The organism is Shewanella sp. P1-14-1 (genome assembly GCF_001401775.1).
Lineage (GTDB): Bacteria > Pseudomonadota > Gammaproteobacteria > Enterobacterales > Shewanellaceae > Shewanella > Shewanella japonica.
The window spans coordinates 84,578-109,023 of the sequence record NZ_LKTL01000011.1 but is presented as its reverse complement, the minus strand read 5'-3'; the positions used below and the strand labels follow the sequence as shown (position 1 = coordinate 109,023).

Here is a 24,446-nt window from a genome sequence, read left to right as displayed (position 1 = left end):
ATTTAAAAAGTCGGCATTTGCCGACTTTTTTCTAATCAAACATCAATAAGCTCATTAAAACCTGAATTCACAGTAAACGCTTAAATAAATTGGTAAATGTCTGACGTTCACTTAACCATAGAACCAATAGCACACTGCAATAGCAGCAATTATTCCGCCGACATCGGCAGCCAAACCACAGCCCAGTGCATGGCGGCTATTTCGGATCCCTACAGAACCAAAGTAAACAGCTAACACATAAAAAGTGGTTTCTGTGCTACCTTGGAAAATTGCTGATAATCGGCCAGCAAAAGAGTCAACACCATGATGCTCCATCGTTTCTAACATCATGGCCCGTGCGCCGGAACCACTAAAAGGCTTCATTAACGCAGTAGGCATGGCATCAACAAAACGATTATCAAACCCCATCATGGACACAAGACCTGCAAGCCCCTGTAATGCATAATCTAGCGCACCGGATGCCCTTAACATTCCAATCGCTAACAGCATCGCTAACAAATAAGGGATTAAGGTTATAGCTTGAGAAAAACCTCCTTTGGCACCTTCTACAAACTCATCGTATATTGCGACTTTCCGGTAGCCTGCAATTAAGATAAAACTCAAAATTAATAATAATAAAATCCCGTTACCGAGTGCTGTAGAAATGGTGCCAATGGCTGATGCTGATAAGGTTAGCAGATAGAATACACTTGCGGTTAATCCACTAAATAGAACTGCGCCATACCCCAGCACCACGGTATTTAGCAATGATAAACGCTGTACTATCGCCACCACAGTCAGGCCGACAACGGTTGATGCAACCGTTGCTAATAATATCGGTAAGAAAACGTCAGCCGGCGCTGCCGCGCCCTGCTGCGCTCGATATAGAAAAACGGTTACAGGTACTAAAGTCACAGATGAAGTATTTAATACCAAGAAAAGAATTTGTGCATTGGTCGCGACAGCTTTATCCGGGTTCAAGCTTTGTAAGTCGTGCATGGCTTTTAAGCCAAGTGGAGTTGCTGCGTTATCTAGACCAAGCATATTAGCTGTCAGGTTCATCGTCATACTGCCATAAGCGGGATGACCTCGAGGTACCTCTGGCATTAATTTAGATAATAACGGTTCAAATAATTTGGCGAAAACACCAACTACACCAGCTTTCTCTCCTACTTGCATTAGCCCCATCCACAGAGCAAGCACACCGATTAAGCCAATTGATATCTCAGCGGCGAGTTTCGCACTACTAAATATGCCATTTACAGCATCACTCAATACTCCGACATGACCATTGAATAGTTGAATAACAATCGCAATAGCAGCCGTTACAAAAAAGAACAACCAAACTCGATTCAGCACTTAATACTCCATCATTATTGCCCGAGGAACTCACGGTGATAAATGCATGATATAATCTAATCCATAATTACACAGTTGTTTTATCGAATTTTTTTACTATGGCGCAAATTAACCCAAATTACCTCACTCACATTTCTTCAGAACTACCTGAACATCTTGATCTAGATGAGTTTATTGCAGCGTGTCAGCGCCCACTTAGAAAGTCCATTAGAGTCAACACTCTCAAAATTTCTGTGGCTGCTTTTATCGACATAATGAAGCAAAAAAACTGGAGTTATGAACCTATCCCTTGGTGTAGTGAAGGTTTTTGGATTACTCACTCTGAAGATCAGCAACCAGGTAACATGGTAGAACATATACAAGGGCTATTTTATATTCAAGAAGCTAGCTCTATGTTGCCGCCCGTAGCACTATTTGATAGCACAGATAGCAACATACTGGAGACGGTACTCGACGTTGCCTCTGCACCCGGTTCTAAAACCACACAACTCGCTGCCCTAATGAATAACCATGGCTTACTCATAGCAAATGAATACTCATCAAGCCGAGTTAAAATATTACATGCTAATGTGCAGCGTATGGGAGTGAATCAATGTGCCCTTACCCATTTTGACGGTAAAGTGTTCGGTGAATACTTATATGAAAAGTTTGATGCTATTTTACTTGATGCCCCGTGCGGCGGTGAAGGCACAGTACGTAAGGACCCGAACGCCCTAAAGCATTGGCAATTAGATGACGTTACTGACATAGCAGAAACACAGAAAGTGCTTATAGAATCAGCATTATTAGCGCTCAAGCCTGGTGGAACTTTAGTGTATTCCACTTGTACACTCAGCCAAATCGAAAATCAGCAGATTTGTCACTATATTCAGCAACAGTATCCAGATGCGGTTGAGTTTATGCCACTTAATGGTTTATTTCCTGGTGCTGAAAAAGCATGTACTGAAGAAGGCTTTTTACATGTTTGGCCACAGATTTACGACAGTGAAGGTTTTTTTGTCGCTAAAATAAAAAAAATAACCTCAGTACCAAGATTGAAAAAATGCCCCAAACCGCAACGCAACTTCCCGTTTGTATCGGCTAATAGCAAACAAGTAGTGGCTATCAAAGCCTACTTCAGCCAACAATTCAATATCCAGCTTCCTGAAAATTATACTGTGATGCTGCGTGATGATGAGTACTGGCTATTCCCTACTAAGTTCAACGAGTTTATTGGTTTGATGCGGTTCCAACGTATCGGGTTTAAACTCGCAGATGTGATGAAGAAAGGCTTTAAGGTTAAGCACGAAGCTATCATGGCGTTAAGTCATTATATCCAAAATACAGAGCGAGTCATTGAACTGAGCCGCGCTCAAGCCATTGAGTTTTTGATGGGCAGAGACATTTCAACTCAAGAGATTGATGGGATTGAACAGTCGGCAATGGGAGAAATGTTGGTTAGTTTTAATCAAACACCATTAGGTGTCGTCAAACATTTAGGCCATAGATTAAAGAACAATCTACCACGTGATTTGGTTAAAGATAAAATAGATAAAGTTTAATTAAATCAAAACAATAGAAGCTATGCACGAAGTCACTTGTGGCTGCTTTTATACACTAGCGTCATCCCAAAGTAGGTTATTCGCATAATTATCGTTCAATAAATGTGCAATATGACAAATGATAACTATAATTTGTGAATCAAGTTGTGCTCGCGAAACATTCCTGAATGTAGACCACAATGCAACTTAACTGAATGCAACTTAACTGAATGCAACTTAACTGAATGCAACTTAACTGAATACAACTTAACTGATTTACTGAGAATAGCCTCTCAACAGTAGCGCAAGGCTCTTTTATGAAGAGCCATTCCCCTAGACCCAGAACAATTGGATAGTTTTGGGTCTTTTTTTGTCTGAAACTAGCGACCAATGAGTTTCGCTGCATCTGTGAAAAGGTTAAAGAAGTTCTCAGAGGTATAACGAGCTAACTCTTCATATTTCTCACCACGAAGTTCAGCGACAAATTCAGCGACATCACGCACATAAGCTGGTTGATTCTCCTGACCTCTGTGCGGTACGGGCGCTAAATACGGTGAGTCAGTTTCAACAAGTAATCTATCTTGCGGCACTTGTCGAATAACACTGCGTAATTCACCAGCATTTTTAAACGTCACAATACCAGACACTGAGATATAAAAACCTAAGTCAATCGCCGCCTTCGCCATCTCCCAGTTTTCAGTAAAGCAATGTAATACACCACCAACTTTATCAGCACCGCCTGCTTTTAACATTGAAATAGTGTCTTCACGGGCATCACGTGTATGGACAATCAGCGGTTTATTCACTTCAACAGCCAAGGCAATTTGCTGCTCGAAACATTGTTGTTGCAGCGTTTTCGTTTCTGGAGCGTAAAAATAATCTAAACCCGTTTCACCAATTGCAACCACCTTTTTATCAGTCGCAAATTGTTTGATTTCAGCTACATTTAGCCCTTCTTGAACATCTAATGGGTGCACACCAGAAGAAAGGAATACGTTATCGAATTGCGCCATTTTCTCACGCATTGATTCGAAACCTTGTTGGCGGACATTAACGCATAACAGGTAATCTACACCGCGAGATTTAGCAGCGTCGATGATAGCTTGTAAACTAGGTTGATCTGGCGCCGCTTTTAAACGGTCCAAGTGGCAATGAGAGTCAATTAACATGGGTATTTTATCTAAAACGAAAATAAGCCAGCAAGAATACCTAGCTACATAGTGCAGGTCAAATCACTTGAAGAAAGTTCACTTGAAAGCAATTTTTCAATATGGTGTTTATGGCTTTCAGGATCGGTTTTAATTTTGACACCAATACCTGCTGGCCTGCCACCTGATGCGCCTAAAGGGTTAATCCAAACCACAACACCTTTAAAGTCGGTCATTTGAGATGTACCAGGTAATTTATATGAAATAGACAACTCTTGCCCTAAAAAATGGCTTTCAGTCGTTGAAATAAATAAACCCGCAGGTTTAATAAAAGGCATATAAGCTCTGTACAATTGGTGCAGAGTATCAAAATTTACCACAAGATCGGTCATAGTCTCAGTCTATTATTTAAGATGAATAAGTTGTCTAAATTCGAGTATATAGTCTTGGCATAATGCTGGGGCATTAATACTCGCCATTGTCGTTAATCGCTGACACATTTGTGCCACTTTCGAAGACAAACCAATAATGTTACTTGTCGCTAATGGATCTATCTTTTTACTTTTTAACACATATTGTCGCAAGTACAAATATAAAACATTAAGTGCGTCAACAATTTGCTGTTCAGAAACCTTGATTAAACTACCACTAAGATGACCTGACTGAATACTTTTAGCCCAATCTTGTCGGAAAGTTAATAGCTTATGATAATGCTCATTTTCTAAACTCTCAGCCAATTTTAACGGTCCACCCATCATACCTAAGCACCAAGTGACATCATGTGTTTTTTGGCCTTCTGGTGCAGGAGGCAGTAGTTGGAATTGATTTAACCAATCAAGCACTTGTTGCTTGTTAGGTTTAAGGTAAGCCACCTGTTGGCAACGACTTTTAATTGTAGCAAGTAATCGAGACGGCACATCAGTTTGTAAAATAATTAAAATATTATTCCCAGGTTCTTCCAATGTTTTTAATAGTGCATTTGCTGAAGCAAGGTTAAATTGCTCACTATTTTGAATAATTGCAACCCGTTGACCACCTTGCTGCGCTGTCACCGTGAGTTTTTGGCACAAGTCACGTATTTGATCCACTTTAATCTGTGTTCCATCAGCTTTAATAACATGACAATCTGGGTGTGTTCCTGCTTTAAACAATAAACAACTTTTGCATTGCCCACATGCGCCAACAGGTGTTAGTTGAGTGCACATTGCAGCTTCAGCCATTTCCCTAGCAAGAATATGCCCGCCATACCCTTGTTCAATGCTTACCAGTTGCGCATGAGCACTATGACCACTAAGTCGCTCGTTAACAAAACGCGTAAATGGCGCATCTAACCACGGAAGTTGGTTCAAATAAAATGCCTGCATTATTGTCTCACTGTTTGTCGTGAAGTGGTGCTATTCAAGATAATCTTGCCGTTAATTCTGTCGTAATTTGTTGATGCACTTCTTCAAGGGTTTTACTGGCATCAATAACAATAATAGAGTCATCTTTTGCCGCAAAATCTAAAAATGTTGCTCGTGCGCGTTCAAAAAATTCGATTTTTTGAACTTCAATTCTATCCAGTGCACCACGATTTGCTGCTCGCTCAAGCCCAAGTTTTGGCTCAATATCCAAGTATAAGGTCAAATCCGGTTTAAACCCTTTTAAGGTAATATCACTGATTGACTTTACAAGCGGCATCAACCCTCTTCCACCGCCTTGATAGGCTAAAGATGACAAGTTATGGCGGTCGCCTAATACCCATGTATTGTCAGCAAGTGCTGGCTTAATTACATTGGCAATAAGCTGAGCCCTTGCAGCATAAAAAAGTAAGCATTCTGCTTCATCACATAAAGGATCGGTTTCATCAGCAATTTTTACTAAATCGCGCATTTTCTCAGCTAATGGTGTTCCACCAGGCTCACGAGTACACACCGGCGCTTTTCCGGTATGGGAGGTAATGAGTGTTTTTACAAGTTCAATCGCACTTGATTTTCCTGCGCCTTCGAGGCCTTCAATTACGACAAACTTCGCTTTTTGTTCAATCATTTTCTGTTTCTCTGATACTCGTTAACGGCACGATTATGTTGTGCTAATGTCTCTGAAAATACATGACTACCGTCATTTCTTGATACAAAGTATAAATACTTCACGTCAGCTGGTTTCGCAGCGGCAAAAATAGCAGCCTTACTTGGGGCTGCGATTGGTGTAGGCGGTAGCCCATTTATTCGATAGGTATTAAATGCTGTTTTCTCGCGTAAATCAGCGCGCGTGATATTTCCGTTATAGCGCTCACCCATGCCATAAATCACTGTTGGATCGGTTTGCAAGCGCATCCCAAGTTTCAATCTGTTATTAAACACTGCGGCAACCCAATCACGCTCTGATGGCTTACCTGTTTCTTTCTCAATAATAGATGCAATTGTTAGTAATTCATAAGGCGTCTTGAGTTTAAGTTCCTTATCTCGCTCTTCCCAAGCTTGCTCTAAGGTCTTTTGCATCATCTGATAGCTGCGATTTAAAATTGACTCAAGAGATTCGTTGGCTTGATATTGATAAGTTTCGGGAAAAAACTTTCCTTCAGGTAATCCTGAATCATCACCATTTTTTAGCAGCACTCGATTAAATACGTCCTCATCAAACGTTAAATGCGGCAAATCAGTTAATGCTTCATGCCATTCTTTAATGGTTTTACCTTCAATTAAGGTCAACGAAAAAGTCATTTCGTCGCCTCGGTTTAGTTTTGTTAATAATGTCTCGATATTGTCTCCAGGATTAATTTGATATAACCCTGTTCTTATATGCGCATATTCAGGCTTAATTTTTAATAAATATTTAAATTTCCAACTATCAGAAAGCGTTCCATTTGTTTCAAGTTCTTTTCCTAGCTTAGTAATATTCATACCTTGGGCAATCACTAACTCGGTCGGCTCTTTAAGCTTGAGTGCTTGTTTGGGGTAGGCCAAAATCTGTTGGTAGGCCCAAAACCCTACCACACACGCAACCGTAGTCAGTGTCATCAAAGATGTAAGAAGTATCGTGAGTGTTTTTTTCATATTATTTTATAGTGACAATGTTAGCTGGGTTAATAATGGTGTGGTGTACTGCCAAGGTTTATAGTGAGTGGTCGAGCTTAAGCTGGCATTAACTTGGCGATCAATAATTGAATTAATATTTACCATACCCAATAAACTATTGGTGATAAAGACATGGTCAGCGTTTTTAATATCATCCATTGTCACCTTTGTCGCCATTACAGCAAAATGATTATCTAGCAATGTGTTGATGACTTGCTCTCGCATTACGCCCGCCACACCGCTATCAGAAAGTTTTGGGGTAATCACTTGGTTACCTTTGACCAAAAATATATTAGCCATTGAAGTTTCAACAACATGATTATCAGTATCCAGAATAAGCCAATCATCTGCCTTAGCTGTTAATTCATACTGTTTAATCAACACTTGTTCAAGGCGATTTAAATGCTTCATTCCCGCTAATAACGGCTGTTTAGCCAACTGTACAGATGAAACTGACAAACTAATGCCTTGCTGCTGCCAACCTTGGTAATGCTTTGGTATCTCATGCAGTGATATCACTTCAGTTATAGTCGGATTCGATGGGGCGGTATAACCGCGTCCACCAACACCACGACTAATTAAGAGCTTTATACATCCCTCACCGAGTGATTGTGCATGCTTTTGCAAACGGGACTGTAAATCAGATAATACGGGAGGTTGGAAACCTAATCTAAGGCAAGCTTGGTTTAACCGAGACAGGTGCGCTTCAATAAACATCAACTGACTATTGGAAACTCGCATAGTTGCAAATACGCCATCGCCATATGCAAGCCCCCTGTCGAGCGCTTGAATAGTATTATCAGATTGTCCGTTCACAAATACTAAAGCCATGTTTTATCCTGAATCTATCCCTGCGGGTGAAAACTACTTTCTTACTTAATCTATTATCAATTTACATCAATGAGTTATTGCAAGTCATTTGTAACACCCCGCCGCAACGCCATATTTACGTATCTTGTAGGTGATAGTTAAAATAACAAGCGGTGTAATACTATTTAAAAGCGTCATTAAAAAATAGGCTCTGAATTAGAGCCTATAATTTATCACTTAAACAAGCATCTGTATAAAAGCGAAGATATTATCTTGCTAATAGATGCTGAATACGAGCTTTTAAAATATCCGTCGCAATTCTGTTTTTACCACCACGAGGAACAATGATATCAGCATGCTGTTTTGAAGGTTCAATAAACTGTAAGAACATTGGGCGCACTGTTGCTTTATATTGCGCAATAACCGATTCCATTGTACGGCCGCGCTCTGCAACGTCACGAGTTAAACGACGTAAGAAACAAATATCCAGCGGTGTGTCCATGAATACACTCGCATCCATAAGTTCACGTAATTTAGGATCAGTTAACAATAAAATACCTTCTAAGATAATGACCTTTTTAGGCTGCATATCCAGCGTTTTACTCATGCGAGTATGTTCTTTGTAGCTATAACAAGGAATATTTACCTGCTCACCCTTCTTCAATTGCTTAAGGTGTTCAGCTAATAGTTGATGATCCAGTGCTTTAGGATGATCATAATTGGTTTTAACACGGTCTTCCATTGTCATATGACTTTGGTCACGGTAATACGCATCTTCATTAATCACACCGATTTGATCGGTGCCCAGGTCGCGCTTTAGTTCTTCAAAAATCGTTTGGGCAATTAAACTTTTGCCTGATGCTGAAGCACCTGCGATACCAATAATGACACATTGCTGAGAATTCATTACTTAACCTTACTCGTCGTCTGAAATACTGATTGAAACTGTGTTTTTGTTTTGCTGCTTGGCAAGTTGCGCACCCACTTTACGGGCAATTTCACGATAAATAGCAGCAACTTCTGAGTCTGGCTTACTGGCAACCGCAGGGTTACCTTCATCCATTGACTCACGAATATTAATATTAAGCGGCAATGCGCCCAATAATGGCACTTCATAACGTTCAGCAATCTTGCTGCCGCCATGGGTACCAAAAGGATGTTCTTTATGACCACATTCAGGACATAAATGAAAACTCATGTTTTCGATGATACCTAAAACTGGAATATCCACTTTTTGGAACATGGTGATGCCTTTTTTAGCATCTTCAAGTGCGATATCTTGTGGTGTTGTAACAACAACCGTGCCACTGACTGGAAACTTTTGTGACAGTGTTAATTGTATGTCACCAGTTCCTGGTGGCAAATCAATCACTAAATAATCTAATTCTGGCCACTGAGTTTCAGTTAATAACTGGTTCAATGCACCTGCTGCCATTGGACCGCGCCAAACAGCGGCTTCTCCATCACCTAGCATAAAGCCAATTGATTGAGCAGAAATGCCATGTGCAGAAGCTGCTGTCATCATTTTGCCATCTGGTGATGTAGGTTTAAAACCTTGAAGCCCCAACATCATTGGGATTGATGGACCATAAATATCAGCATCTAAAATACCGACTTCAGCGCCTTCTGCTTTTAATGCCAACGCAAGGTTGACTGCAGTTGTAGATTTACCGACACCACCTTTACCAGAAGCCACTGCAATCACTTGCTTGATATTTGGAATAGGTTCTACTGAAGCAATGGCTGAAAATACGCGAGGCTGGAAATCAATTTCGCATTCGACTTCGTCGATGGCGTCTAACACGGCGAGCTTTTTTGTCACATCCATAACCGTATCGCGATATTGCGTCATACAAGGGTAAGGATATACCAAGCCAAGAAGCAGTCGTTTGCCTTCTATCGCAAGCTTATTAACACAACCTGCAGACACTAACCCTTCGGCTAAATATGGATCTTGATATGCATCTAAAATACTCAATACTGGACCAAGAAGGTCATCACTTAATTGATAATCTGTATGCGAAGTAGACAAAAGCAGAACTCCCAGCGAAAAATTTGCCCAAGTGTACCAGAATTAGAGAAAAATGAGCGCTAATTTAGCCGTTTTTGTTGTTGTTTGATGAAATAATCACTTTGATCGGTTAGTATCTTGACCATATATTTAGTGTAATCGATTGTTGAGACGAAATGACAAATTCACAACGTAAAATCCTGGTGACAAGTGCCCTCCCATATGCCAATGGTCCTATCCATTTAGGTCATATGCTTGAGTATATTCAAACTGATATTTGGTCTCGTTACCAAAAGCTTCGTGGACATGAATGTCACTATATTTGTGCTGATGATGCCCATGGCACCCCAATCATGCTCAAAGCTCAACAAATGGGAATTACCCCAGAAGAAATGATTGCTCAAGTACAAAAAGAGCATGAACAAGATTTCGCGGACTTTAATATTCAATTTGATAACTTTCACAGTACTCACAGTGATGAGAACCGTGAATTAGCCAGTGATATTTACTTAAAATTACGCGATGGCGGTTACATCAAAACCAAAACTATCTCGCAATTATATGATCCTGAAAAAGAAATGTTTTTACCGGATCGTTTCGTTAAAGGCACCTGCCCTAAATGTAAAAGTGAAGATCAATACGGTGATAACTGTGACAACTGCGGTGCAACTTACAGCACAACAGATTTAATCAATCCTTACTCTGTTGTATCAGGTGCAACTCCAGTCATGAAAGACAGTGAACACTTCTTTTTTGACTTACCTGCATTTGAAACCATGCTCGGTGAGTGGCTTTCATCAGGTTCTTTACAACCTGAAATTGCTAACAAATTAAGAGAATGGTTCGACCAAGGATTACAACAGTGGGATATCTCACGTGATGCGCCGTATTTTGGGTTCGAAATTCCAGAGCAACCAGGCAAGTTTTTCTATGTGTGGCTAGATGCCCCAATTGGTTACATGGGTTCATTCAAAAACTTATGTGATAAACGTGATGATCTGAACTTTGAAGAATACTGGAATAAAGATTCAAGCACCGAGCTTTATCACTTTATCGGTAAAGATATCGTAAACTTCCACGGTTTATTCTGGCCTGCAATGCTTGATGGCGCAGGTGTGCGTAAACCTACGAGTGTTTTTGCTCATGGTTACGTCACAGTGAACGGCGCAAAGATGTCTAAATCAAAGGGCACCTTCATCAAAGCCCGTACCTACTTAGATAACTTAAACCCTGAGTACCTTCGTTATTACTATGCCGCTAAATTAAATAGCCGTGTTGATGACTTAGATTTAAACCTTGAAGACTTCGCTCAACGCGTAAACTCAGATCTAGTCGGTAAATTGGTAAACTTAGCATCTCGCACGGCTGGTTTTATCAGTAAACGATTTGAAGGTAAGTTAGCTAAAATTAACGATATGTCGTTAACAGAGGCTTTCTTAGCTAAACAAGATCTTATTGCTGATTTGTATGAAACCCGTGAATTCGGTAAAGCGATGCGTGAAATCATGGCACTTGCCGATATGGCGAACGCTTATGTTGCCGATGCTGCACCTTGGCAGTTAATCAAAGACGAAGCAAAACAAGAAGAAGCGCATCAAGTTTGTAGTAATGCACTTAACTTGTTCCGTATTTTGGTGACTTACCTAAAACCAGTGTTGCCTCAGTTAGCTGAAAAAGTTGAAAGCTTCCTACAGTTAACCTTAACTTGGGACAATTTAAACCAAGATTTAGCAGGCCACGAAATTGCTAAGTTTAAAGCGTTAATGCAACGTATTGAAATGAAGAGTATTGAGGCGATTATTGAAGCGTCAACTGAAAATCTTCAAGTTGCAGAAACCAAAGCCCCTAAAGCTGAGCAAGTGCAAACAGAACTTGAAAAAGAGCCGTTAGCACCTGAAATCACTTTTGATGATTTTGCTAAGGTCGATTTACGTATTGCACTCATTGCTAAAGCTGAGCACATTGAAAAAGCGAATAAACTCCTTCGTTTAGAGCTTGATTTAGGCGGTGAAACTAAACAAGTATTTGCAGGCATTAAATCAGCTTATGCACCAGAAGATTTAATTGGTAAACACACTGTCATGGTCGCTAACCTTGCGCCGCGTAAGATGAAGTTTGGCGAATCTGAAGGCATGGTGTTAGCAGCAGGCCCTGGTGGAAAAGATATCTGGATTTTAGAACCACACGCTGGCGCTAAACCAGGCATGCGAGTGATGTAGTCTCTGGTGAGTTAATACAAAAAAGGCCGTCAATTGACGGCCTTTTTATTTATGAGTCAGCTTCTAGCTACCCAGAAAACATATTATGACATCACCTTTGGATTAGCATCTTCGCAAGCGTTCACATTTTCAGGATCGCATGGCGCTTCTTGAGCAAAACGCTGACTTTTATAAGCCTCTGTGTCCGCTTCAATCGCTTCCTTCAAACGCTCTTCATATTCAATGAATAGATTAATAAAGTCACCGCCAAACTTCTCACCGTCAGTGCGACCAGCCCATTCGTTATACAGTACTTCAGAAGCTTCTTTTTCCACTCTCATATACGTTTGTTTTTGTCGCTCGACCAACTCTGAAGAGAACCCCATAGCTTTCATTGATTCAGCGCCTACTTTCAATGCCGACCTGAACGTTTCAGATTCAACATAATCGGCTCCAGCTTGACGTAACAAATGACCATGCCCCCGATCAAATGCACGGCTGATCACTTTTAAGTGAGGATACTTGTGCTTAAGGTGCTTGACGAGCTCAACGCTACTCTGTGGGTTATCAATCGCTACAACAAATGCTGACGCTGTGGCAACGCCAGCCGTCTCAAGTAAATCAGGACGAGTTGCATCACCATAGTAAGCTTTCGTATTGATTTTACGTAAGTTGTCTACTTGGGTCGCTTGGTGATCCAGCACGACGGTTTTAACGCCATTAGACAGCAGTAAACGATTCACAATCTGTCCGAAACGACCAATACCTGCAATGATGACTGCTCCCTGCTCATCGACTTCATCTTGCTCTCGATCATTCGAGGTTTTCTCGTATTTAGGCAAGATGACTTTTTCGTAAAAAATGAATAACCCAGGAGTAAGGAACATAGATAACGCAACGACTATTGATAACGGCTGCGCAATTTCTTGCGAAATTACATGGTTTTGCTGACTAAAACTTAACAATACAAAACCAAACTCACCTGCTTGCGCCAAGCTCAGAGTATATAACCATCTATCACTTCCTTTGATGCGAAATATAAAGCTCAGCACTAATAATACCAGCGCTTTCAATAGCATCACAGCAGCTGTGACGCCTAATATCACTCCGAGATAATTCCAAAGGATTTCAAAGTCGATACCTGCGCCGACCGTTATGAAAAACAAGCCTAGCAATAACCCTTTAAATGGACCAATATGTGTTTCAAGCTCATGTTTAAATTCACTGTTTGCAAGTACGACACCCGCTAAGAATGTACCAAGTGCAGGTGATACCCCCACTAAGCTCATTAGCGTTGCAATCCCAATCACCAAAAGTAAAGCCGCCGCAGTTGAGATCTCACGCACCCCTGAATCTGCGATAAACCTGAATACAGGCCGACTCAAGTAATGTCCCCCAAATACAACCAAGCCGATTGAAAGCACTAATACCAGCGCATATAAACCACCATGTAAGTCTGCAACTAAAGAAAGTTCTTCGTGGTGCTCAGCAGCAGCTGTCACTGAGGACTGCGCAGCTTCAACTAATTCAGGAAGCGCTAGGAGCGGAATAAGCGCAAGCATAGGGATTACCGCGATGTCTTGAAATAACAACACGCCAAATGCATTCTTACCAGCCGTTGTTTTGGTTAAGCCTTTTTCATCTAACGTTTGTAAAACAATCGCTGTGGAAGATAAGGAGAAAATTAAGCCAATAGTTAACGCGACCGTCCATGACATTTCAAACATCATAGCAATAGCCATCACAATACCTGCCGATAAGCCGACTTGCAGCCCACCCATGCCCACTAATCGATGTCTCATCGACCAGAGCATTTTAGGTTCAAGCTCCAGACCGACTAAAAATAGCATCATGACGACGCCAAATTCTGCAAAATGCTGAATGGTGTTGGTTTCACTTCCGACTAACCCAACAATCGGTCCAATGACAACCCCTGCGATCAAATAGCCAAGTACGGAACCTAAGCCCATGCGTTGAGCAATAGGCACTGCGATAACCGCTGCTGATAAATAAATAAATGCTTGAATAAAATATTCAGTCATGGCGTTAACCTTTGGTTTTTCTATTGATTAAACAGGATTAACAATATCAATAAACTGATGTGTCAAACCAAACTTTTCAGCTAAATGTTCACCTAATGCTTGAATACCAAATTGCTCAGTTGCATGGTGGCCAGCAGCAAAATAATGGATTCCCAGCTCCATTGCACAGTGATACGTGCGCTCAGAAACTTCACCACTAATAAATGCATCAACTCCCAAAGCCGCAGCATGATCAATATAATCTTGCGCTCCACCTGTACACCATGCCAACGATGAAATTATTTGCTCATCATCGCCTATATGAAATGGTTGGCGATATAATTTTTGATTCAATAACTCACTTAATTGTAGAGGCGAAAGTGGCGTTGCAAGTTTTCCTTTCCAGAGTAAATTTTGTGGAATATCTGCACACACTTCAACATCGACTAATCCTAACTTCTTAGCAAGTTCTGCATTATTCCCAATAGTTTCATGGGCATCTAGTGGTAAATGATAGCCGAATAAATTCATATCGTGACTCATAAGCGTTTTAATTCGCTTATATTTCATCCCTGTAAGCACTTCTGGTTCATTTTTCCAAAAAAATCCATGATGAACCAATATGGCATCAGCATTCACTGCAGCCGCTTGGTCAATGAGCGCTTGGCAGGCTGTTACCCCAGTGACTATGGTACTAATCGTATCTGTGCCCTGAACCTGCAGTCCATTAGGTGCATAATCTTTAAATTGGCTAACGCTAAGAAAATCATTTAGATAGTTGGATAATTGCTCGCGAGATACAGACGTTAATGACATAAAACTAACCCTAAAATTTTTGATATTAATAGTGTAACGCAGACCAATACTTATTGAAAAACCCTTGTTAACATTGCTTATTTGCTAAGCGATTTTGGCTTAAATTGGACTTTTGGGTACTTTAAACACTAAAATTAGCGCTAAGGGATGTTGAAAACATTAAATAAAACTATTCATTACAGAAAAATAGGTCTCAATATGTCAAACTTGACTAAAGAAGCGCTTATCGCCGAACTTAAAGCTGCTCTTGAAAAACAAACTTCAAAAACTGTTGAAATCGAGCAGAAAGGCAGCTGGTATAAAATTGATGGCGGCAAGTCTTTACGCTTTAGCGATCTTGAGAAAATGCACCTTGAAGTGACTCAAGGTCAAACAGAAGCACCTGTTGCAGAAAAAGTTGTCGCTAAAAAGCCTGCAGCCAAAAAAGCTGTTGCAGCCAAAACTGAAGCGAAAAAGCCTACTGCTAAAAAAGCCAACACTTCAGGCGGTAAAACACCTAAAGAACTATGGCGTGAAAAATTAGCAAATGCAGGTAAAAATACCTTACCTCGCGGTTTCTAATACAAGCTTACTGTTACTGATCTAGCGACCAATCACAAAAGGAGCCACTGAGGCTCCTTTTTTATTGCGCGAATCACACAAAAAATGTGATTTTACTATCCGTTCATTACATGGCTAAATCCACACGAACATAACCGGTTAAATACACAACACGCACTTCGTCACCTGCAACAAATGACATTCCAGGATCTAAGTCTTGTATCACCATGACTTGTGTTCCATCGTCTAAATTAATCATCATTTCAATTAGTTTATATTCAAGTGTACGAGTTGAGTTGCCGTATTGGTTGGCTGCAGCACCACCAAGTAATGCGCCTAATACGGTTGCGACATCCTGTCCTGAGCCACCACCAAACTGATGCCCAATAACGCCACCTATTAATGCACCGCCAAAGGTTTTCCAGCCAAGGTTACGATCTTCGACTAATTGCGTTTGAGTAACGTGTTTAATTGATTCGACTTGGCCATAGATTACCTTTTCAACTGGCACTGCCTGATTACGCTCATATGCCGCTAGTGCTGTGCTACTCATTACCCCTGATAATATGACCAAAAGTGCACTAAAAACCATCACTGAGCTGTTTGTGAGTTTCAACATAAGCAAAATTCCGCTAACGTATAGATAAGACCTATTTAATAATATACTTAATTGTGAACTCACTGTCTTATTTAAATCACCTTCCTCAGTTTCCTGATCCCATGCAAGCACTTGACGAACCAAATGGCTTACTGGCGGTTGGCGGTGATTTATCACCAACTCGATTAGTCGAAGCCTATTATCAAGGCATTTTCCCCTGGTTTAACGATGATGATCCCATCCTATGGTGGTCACCTCACCCAAGAGCGGTATTTACTCCACAAACTCAGCCGCTAAACAAAACAATGCGAAAATGCCTGAAAAAATCAACGTGGCGATTTACCATTAATCATGCCTTTGCAGAGGTAATCAAAGCATGTTCAGAACCAAGAGCCAGTGAGCAAGGCACTTGGATTTCATCCGATATTCAAAATGCCTATATTAAATTACACTCTTTGGGTAAAGCTCACTCAATTGAAGTGTGGGATGATAAAACACTTGTTGGCGGTTTATATGGAATAGCGGTAGGTAGTGTATTTTGTGGAGAATCAATGTTTCATCGCCAAACTAATGCATCAAAAGCTGCATTTGCAATGCTTAATCAGCATATTGCCAAACATGGTTTTAAGCTGATTGATGCACAAATTATGAACCCACATTTAGAAAACTTAGGTGCGAAACCTGTACCTAGAAATGAGTTTTTACAAACCTTAAAACAATTACGTAATCAAGTTATTGATAATCAAGCTTGGGTTACTCAAGAGGTATATTTTGACATCTAGAAGCATCAGTGTCGGCATTAGTCACCCTTTTGATTGTAGCTATATTGATGGGCTTCAAGAGCAGCTATTAATTATTCAAGAGCCACAGTTGGACGGCGCGCTATTTGAACAATTACTTGGCATGGGCTTTAGGCGAAATGGCAACTCTATTTATAAACCACGCTGTCCGAGTTGCTCAGCATGTCAATCTATTCGCGTTGTGGTGCCCGAATTTAAACTTTCTAAACGACAAAAACGCACCATCAAAAACAATCAGGACTTAAGATGGCAAGTCACAGATGAGTGTTCAGCTGAACACTACGCATTATACGAACGTTATATCAGTGGCCGCCATTCTGATGGGCCAATGTATCCTCCGAGTGAAGATCAATATAATGACTTCCTGCTGTGCAGCTGGCTTAAACCCACTTACATTGAAGTTTTTGACCAAGATAAACTCATTGGAGTGGCGGTAACGGATCAACTCAATAATAGTTTGTCAGCCATTTATAGTTATTTTGATCCTGACTATGCTAAACGCTCACTCGGCAGCTTCATGATCTTGTTGCAGTGTGATTTAGCCCTGCAACTAGGTAAGCAATTTGTATATCTGGGCTATCAAATTGATGAAAATAGAAAAATGAATTACAAACGTTTATATCGTCCATATCAAATATTAACAGCGAATGGATGGCAACATATTGAAAAAGAACCCACGCTTTAGTGTTTCAATCCTTTACAGCAAGCGCTTTTTGGGGCATGATACTGCGAATTTTTTTTATATTTGAAGGCATAAAGGTAACCAATTAATGGCGAAAGAAGACAACATTGAAATGCAGGGCACAATCCTTGAGACCTTGCCAAATACAATGTTCCGCGTAGAACTTGAAAATGGTCATGTCGTGATTGCACACATTTCTGGCAAGATGCGCAAAAACTACATCCGTATTTTAACGGGTGATAAAGTCACGGTTCAATTGACTCCTTACGATTTAAGTAAAGGTCGTATCGTCTTCCGCGCACGTTAATTCTGCCTCATCTATTTAAAAACCCGGCTTGATTGTCGGGTTTTTTGTTGGCTAATGATTAACGTTGATGCAAACAAAAATGGCTATCTGTTTTCAGATAGCCATTTTTATTACCAGAATGAACACGATTAATTTATGACACTTTTTCTTCGCATTCACAGCTAATAACAATTTCATTATCTTTAGCGTCGACTTTGGCAATACCGCCAGCCTCTAACTTACCGAAGAGTATTTCATCAGCTAATGGTCGCTTGATTAACTCAGTGACAACACGACCCATTGGTCTTGCGCCCATGTTCTTATCGTAGCCTTTTTCAGCCAGTAAAGTACGAGCTTCATCAGTGACCTCTAGAGTAACGCGTTTTTCATCCAATTGAGCTTGTAACTCAATTAAGAACTTATCAACGACCTTGGCAATTATCGTCATGTCTAAATGATTAAACCAAATAATTGAATCTAAACGGTTACGAAACTCCGGTGAGAAGACTTTATTGATTTCTGACATCGCATTTAAGCTATTGTCTTGCTGTTTAAAGCCAATCGAAGTACGAATAGACTCTTGGACACCAGCATTGGTGGTCATCACTAAGGTGACATTTCTAAAGTCTGCTTTACGGCCATTATTGTCAGTTAACGTACCATGATCCATCACTTGCAATAGCAAGTTATAAACATCAGGGTGCGCCTTTTCAATTTCATCCAACAATACAACGCAATGCGGGTTTTTAATAACGGCGTCAGTTAATAGACCACCTTGCTCGTAACCAACATAACCAGGAGGCGAGCCGATTAAACGAGAGACGGTATGACGCTCCATATATTCAGACATATCAAATCGAATCAGCTTCATATTTAAACATGCGGCTAATTGATTAGTAACTTCGGTTTTACCAACACCAGTAGGGCCTGCAAATAAGAAACTACCAACCGGCTTTTTCTCCGCACCTAAACCACTTCGAGATAATCGAATAGCCGAACTCAGCCCCTCAATGGCTTTGTCTTGACCAAACACTAACATCTTAAGGTTACGCTCTAGGTTTTTGAGTAAATCCTTGTCAGTTGATGATACGGACTTCTCAGGTATGCGCGCAATTTTAGCGATGATCGCTTCAATTTCAGGTTGACCAATGGTTTTCTTACGTTTGCTTTGCGGTAACATCACCATTCTAGCACCCGCTTCATCAATCACATCAATGGCTTTGTCTGGTAAGTGACGATCATTAATGTGCTTCGCTGATAAACTCGCTGCAGAACTGATTGCCGCTTGAGTATAACGAACACCATGGTGCTCCTCATACTTAGATTTAAGCCCCAATAAGATTTTAGTGGTTTCAGCCACTGACGGCTCATTGATATCGATTTTTTGGAAACGTCTTGCTAACGCTCGGTCTTTTTCAAAAATGCTTTGATATTCTTGGAAAGTCGTTGAGCCCATACAACGTAATGTCCCGTTAGATAATAACGGTTTAAGCAAGTTAGACGCATCCATCACGCCACCTGAAGCGGCACCAGCTCCAATGATGGTATGGATTTCATCAATAAACAGAATCGCATGTTCATTTTTACCCAGTTCTTTAAGCAAGCCTTTAAAGCGTTTCTCAAAATCACCACGGTATTTTGTGCCGGCAAGTAATGAACCTAAATCTAACGAATACACGGTTGCATCTTTAATCACATCGGGGACTTGCTCATTAACGATTCGATAAGCTAACCCTTCAGCAATAGCCGTTTTACCCACACCAGCTTCACCAACAAGTAGTGGATTGTTTTTACGTCGACGACATAAGGTTTGAATTGCACGTTCAACTTCATCATCACGGCCAATGAGTGGGTCAATCACACCATCCTTAGACATTTGATTTAAATCGGTCGCAAACTGCGACAATAAACTTCTGTCTTCAGCTTGTTCAGTTCCTTCTTCTGATGCTTCAGGGTTATTCATTTCCTGATTATCATCATCTTTAGGCAAACCATGTGAGATAAAATTGACCACATCTAAGCGGGTAATTTCACACCGACGTAATAAGTAAACAGCTTGTGATTCTTGCTCGCTAAAAATTGCCACCAGCACATTTGCGCCAGTGACTTCATTGCGACCTGAGGACTGCACATGAAACACTGCGCGTTGCAGAACACGTTGGAATCCTAATGTTGGTTGAGTTTCTCGCTCTTCAGTGCTTTCAGCGATTAACGGGGTTGTTTGTTGAATGAAGTTAGATACTTCCTCGTGAAGACGAGTAATATCAGCGCCACAAGCCAGTAGTGCTTCTTTGGCCGATGGATTATTGATTAATGCTAATAATAAATGTTCTACCGTCATATATTCATGACGTGAATCTCTAGCTTGTTGAAACGCTAGGTTCAAGGTGACTTCAAGATCTTTGTTTAGCATAAGCACCCCCTAAAAATACTCATAAACTGCAGAGTTACCGATGGAGAAACAACTGTTCACTATGCGGCTTCTAATGTACACAGTAACGGATGTTGGTTTTCTCTGGCAAATTGATTTACTTGTAACACTTTCGTTTCAGCAATGCCAAACGAATAAACACCACATATTCCCTTACCTTGGTGATGGATAGCCAACATAATGTCCGTGGCCTGTTGTTCATCCTTATTAAAAAAACGTTGTAGCACTTCAATCACGAAATCCATCGGAGTGTAATCATCGTTATTTAACACGACTTTATACATTGAAGGTGGTTGTAGCTCCGATTCAACACGCTCTTCTGTGTGCTCTACGCTGCCTAATCTACCCATGTGTTAATACTAGCCTCTAGTTTGGTACAAGACCAATTGATATTATTAAATTAATTAAATGTTGTCATTTTGTTAATTTTTACTTGACATCTTTTCGTACAAATTTCATTCTGTTCTGAGGCGGCAATAAAAGACCGCTGATTAAAATAAGTTTTACTATCTTACTGGTAAGTAGACAACAGAAGGAAGTGGAAGTATGGCAAGCGGAACTGTTAAATGGTTCAACAACGCCAAAGGATTCGGGTTTATTTGCCCAGATCAGGGTGGCGAAGATGTATTTGCACATTATTCAACAATCGAAATGGAAGGTTATAGAACGCTTAAAGCGGGACAACCTGTAGATTTCGAAACTGAGCAGGGCCCTAAAGGGATGCATGCTTCAGCCATTTCACCGACTAAATAGTCGATGAAACTATAAAACAAAAAGGCAGAGATTTTAATCTCTGCCTTTTTTATTTCACATAAATAATGTAAATAATTTATCGTTTGCTTATAAATCAAACAAAAACGCCCCCATCACCTTCAACTTAGCCTCGACATTTACTTTGTCCATCTTAGATTTTAGCTCAGGTATAAAGCTGCAGAGATAAAAAAAGCAGAGACGTTCATCTCTGCTTTTTATTAATCGCTCTTTTAAACCGATTATCGCTTAGCCTGTAATAAATGAATTAAGCAATTGGCTAGGACGCATCGCTTTCTCAGCTTTAACAGCGTCTAAACGGAAATAACCGCCTAAATCAACCGCTGGACCTTGCGAGTCATTTAATTCAGCAACAATTGCAGCTTCATTAGTCGTTAATGATTCAGCAAGTGCGCTAAATTCAGCAGCTAAATCAGCATCTTTTGCTTGAGCCGCTAATGCTTGAGCCCAGTACATCGCTAAATAGAAGTGACTACCACGGTTATCAAGTTCACCTACACGGCGTGAAGGTGACTTGTTGCTATCTAAGAACTGACCAATGGCAGCATCAAGCGTATCGGCTAATACTTGTGCTTTAGGGTTATTTTGCGTTTGGCTTAAATGCTCAAGCGATGCCGCTAACGCAAGGAACTCACCTAATGAATCCCAACGTAAGTGACCTTCTTTCTCAACTTGTTGAACATGCTTAGGCGCACTACCACCCGCACCTGTCTCGAATAAACCACCGCCATTCATTAGTGGCACGATAGATAGCATTTTCGCACTGGTACCCAGCTCAAGAATTGGGAACAAGTCAGTTAAGTAATCTCGTAAAACATTACCCGTTACTGAAATGGTATCTAAACCCTCATGCACACGTGCAAGTGTCGCACGGGTTGCAGCTACAGGCGCTAGAATTTGTAAATCTAATCCGTCTGTATCGTGATCTTTTAAGTAACGCTCAACCTTTGCGATTAACTGCGCATCATGCGCACGGTTACTGTCTAGCCAGAAAATTGCAGGTGTATTACTTAAACGTGAACGATTTACAGCAAGTTTTACCCAATCACGGATTGGTGCATCTTTAACTTGGCACATTCTGAAAATATCGCCAGTTTCAACATTATGGCTCATTAATACATTGCCATTACTGTCGATAACTTTCACTAAACCAGCAGTCTCAATTTCAAATGTTTTATCATGGCTACCGTATTCTTCAGCTTTTTGCGCCATCAAACCAACATTTGGCACACTGCCCATTGTTGTTGGATTGAACGCACCATTGGCTTTACAGAATGCAATTGTTTCTTGGTAAACACCGGCATAACAACGATCAGGGATCATAGCCTTAGTGTCTTTCAATTGGCCATCAGGGCCCCACATTTTTCCTGATGAACGAATAGCAGCTGGCATTGACGCATCAATAATGATGTCACTAGGAACATGTAAGTTGGTGATTCCTTTATCAGAATCAACCATCGCAAGTGCAGGACGCTTTGCGTAAACAGCTGCAATATCAGCTTCTACTTCAGCACGTTTTGCTTCTGGTAATGTTGCAATTTTTGCGTAGACATCACCAAAGCCATTGTTAACATCAACGCCGAGTTCATCAAACAATGCTTGGTGTTTAGTGAACACATCTTTAAAGAACACTTTAACTGCATGACCAAATAGAATTGGGTCTGATACTTTCATCATGGTTGCTTTTAAATGCAGTGATAATAAAACATCTTCAGACTTTGCAGCTTCAATTTCACGTTCGTAGAAAGCAACAAGCGCTTTGTTACTCATCACGGCAGTGTCGATGACTTCACCGGCTTGTAAAGGCAAGTCCTGCTTAAGCACAACATCTTGACCATCAGCTTTAGTTAATACAATGCTAACTTTATCAGCTTCGGCAACAGTGACAGATTGTTCACTGCCATAAAAGTCACCCTCTTGCATGTGAGCAACGTGAGAAGCTGAGTTACTTTCCCATTTACCCATTGAATGCGGGTTTTTCTTAGCATAATTTTTTACTGAGCCTGGCGCACGACGATCAGAGTTACCTTCACGTAAAACAGGGTTTACTGCACTGCCCTTAATTTTGTCATAACGGCTTTGAACTTCACGTTCGGCATCTGTGGTAGGTTCGTCAGGATAATTCGGAATATCATAACCTTTGGCTTGTAGTTCAGCGATACAGGCTTTTAATTGTGGAATTGAGGCACTGATATTAGGTAATTTGATAATATTTGCTTCAGGCGTCCCCGCCATCACACCAAGCTCTGTTAACGCATCAGAAATTTTCTGTTCTGCTGTTAACTTTTCAGGAAAGTTGGCGATAACACGGCCTGATAAAGATATATCTCGGGTTTCTACTTTAACACCAGCAGCATTGGTAAATGTACGGATGATTGGGAGTAATGAAAGCGTCGCTAATGCGGGTGCTTCATCAGTTTCAGTATAAATGATCGTTGGAGAATTATCTTTCATGCTTTTTCCTACATTATTGAAATAAAAAGTTTTTATAATTTTATTATTGTAATAACTATCTACCTTTCAACTGCATCAATCTATAAGCCAATGTCAGTTGTATATGGCACAAATCCCTATGAAATTAGAAAAATAATGTGTGGCTGCTTGTGTAAAAACGGGCACAGATCACATTTTTTAGGCCAACATCATAGACCATTATCTGTAAGATTCAAATTCCACTAAGGCCCAATGCCAAGTAAACTATACAAAATGAATCAATTTCATCCTAAATAGGCTTATGTATGTCAGCAAATGACAAACCCAAACGTTTTAGCACTAAACCTGCATTTTCCAAAGTAAATAAAAAACACCGTAAGCCGACTAAGCGCACGGTAAGTAAACCTGTTGAAAATCCGATAATAGTGTTATTTAACAAACCTTTTGATGTTCTATGTCAATTTACTGATGAATCAGGAAGACAAACTTTAAAAGATTTTATTCCGGTAAAAGATGTCTATGCTGCTGGCAGATTGGATAGAGACAGCGAAGGATTATTACTGCTGACCAATGACGGTAAATTACAGGCAAAATTAACCCAACCGAATAAAAAAACTTTCAAGACATATTGGGTACAAGTTGAGGGTGAACCTAGCGAATACTCAATTACTGCATTACAGCAAGGTGTTGAATTAAAAGATGGAATGACATTACCAGCGAACGTTAAGGTGATTGAAGAGCCCACAGTTTGGGAACGAGTTCCGCCTGTTAGGGAAAGAAAGTCTATCCCCACTACATGGTTAGAAATACAAATTTGTGAAGGCCGCAATCGTCAAGTTAGAAGAATGACCGCTCATGTTGGCCACCCCACTCTAAGATTAATTCGCTATAAAATAGGTCAATGGAGTTTAGATGACTTGCCTAATGGTGCTTATAAAACCATTAAGCAGTAACAGATTAATAATATAAATGATGAGAGGACGACAC

24 protein-coding genes are annotated in these 24,446 nt (G+C 40.5%); 9 read left to right on the top strand and 15 right to left on the bottom strand.

Translation table 11 applies throughout. The features are described from left to right. Nucleotides 1–111: 111 nt before the first annotated feature. Nucleotides 112–1,338, bottom strand: a complete 1,227-nt coding sequence (locus tag AN944_RS09960) for a nucleoside recognition domain-containing protein (RefSeq protein WP_055024457.1) — start codon at nt 1,336–1,338, stop codon at nt 112–114. A 98-nt stretch (nt 1,339–1,436) separates the two neighbouring features. Here AN944_RS09960 and rsmF point away from each other — a divergent pair, with 98 nt between their 5' ends. Beyond that, complete coding sequence (rsmF, locus tag AN944_RS09955; RefSeq protein ID WP_055024456.1) at nt 1,437–2,879, top strand: 16S rRNA (cytosine(1407)-C(5))-methyltransferase RsmF; 1,443 nt, start codon at nt 1,437–1,439, stop codon at nt 2,877–2,879. A 144-nt stretch (nt 2,880–3,023) separates the two neighbouring features. Beyond that, complete coding sequence (locus AN944_RS22050) at nt 3,024–3,161, top strand: pentapeptide repeat-containing protein (RefSeq protein ID WP_160319085.1); 138 nt, start codon at nt 3,024–3,026, stop codon at nt 3,159–3,161. A gap of 77 nt (nt 3,162–3,238) precedes the next feature. On the opposite strand, the gene AN944_RS09950 is transcribed toward AN944_RS22050, so the two are convergent. The 8 genes from AN944_RS09950 to apbC all read right to left on the bottom strand — a co-directional run bounded on the left by AN944_RS09950 (nt 3,239) and on the right by apbC (nt 9,904). Beyond that, a complete protein-coding gene (locus AN944_RS09950; RefSeq protein WP_055024455.1) occupies nt 3,239–4,027 on the bottom strand; it encodes a TatD family hydrolase in 789 nt (262 codons plus the stop codon). Nucleotides 4,028–4,071: 44 nt separating this feature from the next. After that, nucleotides 4,072–4,398, bottom strand: coding sequence for a PilZ domain-containing protein (locus tag AN944_RS09945; RefSeq protein ID WP_055024454.1), 327 nt, complete (start codon nt 4,396–4,398; stop codon nt 4,072–4,074). Between the two features lie 12 nt (nt 4,399–4,410). Then, complete coding sequence (gene holB / locus AN944_RS09940) at nt 4,411–5,370, bottom strand: DNA polymerase III subunit delta' (protein ID WP_055024453.1); 960 nt, start codon at nt 5,368–5,370, stop codon at nt 4,411–4,413. 34 nt (nt 5,371–5,404) lie between these two features. Then, nucleotides 5,405–6,034 (bottom strand): dTMP kinase, encoded by a 630-nt coding sequence (tmk, locus tag AN944_RS09935; protein WP_055024452.1) that lies wholly within the window; start codon nt 6,032–6,034, stop codon nt 5,405–5,407. After that, the gene (gene mltG, locus AN944_RS09930; protein ID WP_055024451.1) at nt 6,031–7,041 is read right to left on the bottom strand and encodes an endolytic transglycosylase MltG; all 1,011 of its coding nucleotides are present in this window, start codon (nt 7,039–7,041) and stop codon (nt 6,031–6,033) included. The genes tmk and mltG overlap by 4 nt, the downstream gene beginning before the upstream one ends. Before the next feature lie 6 nt (nt 7,042–7,047). After that, nucleotides 7,048–7,893 (bottom strand): aminodeoxychorismate lyase, encoded by an 846-nt coding sequence (pabC, locus tag AN944_RS09925; protein ID WP_055024450.1) that lies wholly within the window; start codon nt 7,891–7,893, stop codon nt 7,048–7,050. A gap of 247 nt (nt 7,894–8,140) precedes the next feature. After that, nucleotides 8,141–8,779 (bottom strand): uridine kinase, encoded by a 639-nt coding sequence (udk, locus tag AN944_RS09920; RefSeq protein WP_055024449.1) that lies wholly within the window; start codon nt 8,777–8,779, stop codon nt 8,141–8,143. Nucleotides 8,780–8,788: 9 nt separating this feature from the next. After that, nucleotides 8,789–9,904, bottom strand: coding sequence for an iron-sulfur cluster carrier protein ApbC (apbC, locus tag AN944_RS09915; protein WP_055024448.1), 1,116 nt, complete (start codon nt 9,902–9,904; stop codon nt 8,789–8,791). Between the two features lie 155 nt (nt 9,905–10,059). Between apbC and metG the strand changes: the two genes are divergently transcribed. Beyond that, nucleotides 10,060–12,102 carry a methionine--tRNA ligase gene (metG, locus tag AN944_RS09910; protein ID WP_055024447.1) on the top strand — a complete coding sequence of 681 codons (2,043 nt, stop codon included), beginning with the start codon at nt 10,060–10,062 and terminating at the stop codon, nt 12,100–12,102. Between the two features lie 83 nt (nt 12,103–12,185). On the opposite strand, the gene AN944_RS09905 is transcribed toward metG, so the two are convergent. After that, the gene (locus AN944_RS09905; RefSeq protein ID WP_082419981.1) at nt 12,186–14,123 is read right to left on the bottom strand and encodes a monovalent cation:proton antiporter-2 (CPA2) family protein; all 1,938 of its coding nucleotides are present in this window, start codon (nt 14,121–14,123) and stop codon (nt 12,186–12,188) included. Between the two features lie 27 nt (nt 14,124–14,150). After that, on the bottom strand, nt 14,151–14,918 hold the full coding sequence (locus tag AN944_RS09900; protein ID WP_055024446.1) for a Nif3-like dinuclear metal center hexameric protein: 768 nt from the start codon (nt 14,916–14,918) through the stop codon (nt 14,151–14,153). Between the two features lie 198 nt (nt 14,919–15,116). On the opposite strand from AN944_RS09900, the gene AN944_RS09895 reads away from it, so the two are divergent. Beyond that, nucleotides 15,117–15,479 (top strand): hypothetical protein, encoded by a 363-nt coding sequence (locus AN944_RS09895; RefSeq protein WP_055024445.1) that lies wholly within the window; start codon nt 15,117–15,119, stop codon nt 15,477–15,479. Between the two features lie 106 nt (nt 15,480–15,585). Here the strand turns inward: AN944_RS09895 and AN944_RS09890 are convergent, their stop codons facing one another. Beyond that, entirely contained in the window at nt 15,586–16,077 is a 492-nt protein-coding gene (locus AN944_RS09890) for a glycine zipper 2TM domain-containing protein (protein WP_055024444.1), read from the bottom strand. A 53-nt stretch (nt 16,078–16,130) separates the two neighbouring features. On the opposite strand from AN944_RS09890, the gene aat reads away from it, so the two are divergent. The 3 genes from aat (at nt 16,131) to infA (ending at nt 17,845) form a co-directional block, all read left to right on the top strand. Continuing rightward, complete coding sequence (gene aat, locus AN944_RS09885) at nt 16,131–16,838, top strand: leucyl/phenylalanyl-tRNA--protein transferase (RefSeq protein ID WP_055024443.1); 708 nt, start codon at nt 16,131–16,133, stop codon at nt 16,836–16,838. Continuing rightward, complete coding sequence (locus AN944_RS09880; protein WP_055024442.1) at nt 16,828–17,541, top strand: arginyltransferase; 714 nt, start codon at nt 16,828–16,830, stop codon at nt 17,539–17,541. The genes aat and AN944_RS09880 overlap by 11 nt, the downstream gene beginning before the upstream one ends. An 85-nt stretch (nt 17,542–17,626) precedes the next feature. Then, nucleotides 17,627–17,845 (top strand): translation initiation factor IF-1, encoded by a 219-nt coding sequence (gene infA, locus AN944_RS09875; RefSeq protein ID WP_011496276.1) that lies wholly within the window; start codon nt 17,627–17,629, stop codon nt 17,843–17,845. Nucleotides 17,846–17,978: 133 nt separating this feature from the next. On the opposite strand, the gene clpA is transcribed toward infA, so the two are convergent. Further along, nucleotides 17,979–20,237: an ATP-dependent Clp protease ATP-binding subunit ClpA gene (gene clpA, locus AN944_RS09870; protein WP_055024441.1), complete on the bottom strand. Its 2,259-nt coding sequence runs from the start codon at nt 20,235–20,237 to the stop codon at nt 17,979–17,981. Between the two features lie 59 nt (nt 20,238–20,296). Then, nucleotides 20,297–20,605 (bottom strand): ATP-dependent Clp protease adapter ClpS, encoded by a 309-nt coding sequence (gene clpS / locus AN944_RS09865; RefSeq protein WP_055024440.1) that lies wholly within the window; start codon nt 20,603–20,605, stop codon nt 20,297–20,299. 196 nt (nt 20,606–20,801) lie between these two features. Here clpS and cspD point away from each other — a divergent pair, with 196 nt between their 5' ends. Continuing rightward, complete coding sequence (gene cspD / locus AN944_RS09860) at nt 20,802–21,008, top strand: cold shock domain-containing protein CspD (protein ID WP_055024439.1); 207 nt, start codon at nt 20,802–20,804, stop codon at nt 21,006–21,008. 246 nt (nt 21,009–21,254) lie between these two features. Here cspD and AN944_RS09855 read toward each other — a convergent pair whose 3' ends face one another. Further along, nucleotides 21,255–23,480: an NADP-dependent isocitrate dehydrogenase gene (locus AN944_RS09855; RefSeq protein ID WP_055024438.1), complete on the bottom strand. Its 2,226-nt coding sequence runs from the start codon at nt 23,478–23,480 to the stop codon at nt 21,255–21,257. Between the two features lie 284 nt (nt 23,481–23,764). Here AN944_RS09855 and AN944_RS09850 point away from each other — a divergent pair, with 284 nt between their 5' ends. Continuing rightward, the gene (locus AN944_RS09850; protein WP_055024437.1) at nt 23,765–24,412 is read left to right on the top strand and encodes an rRNA large subunit pseudouridine synthase E; all 648 of its coding nucleotides are present in this window, start codon (nt 23,765–23,767) and stop codon (nt 24,410–24,412) included. The last annotated feature ends 34 nt before the right edge of the window (nt 24,413–24,446 follow it).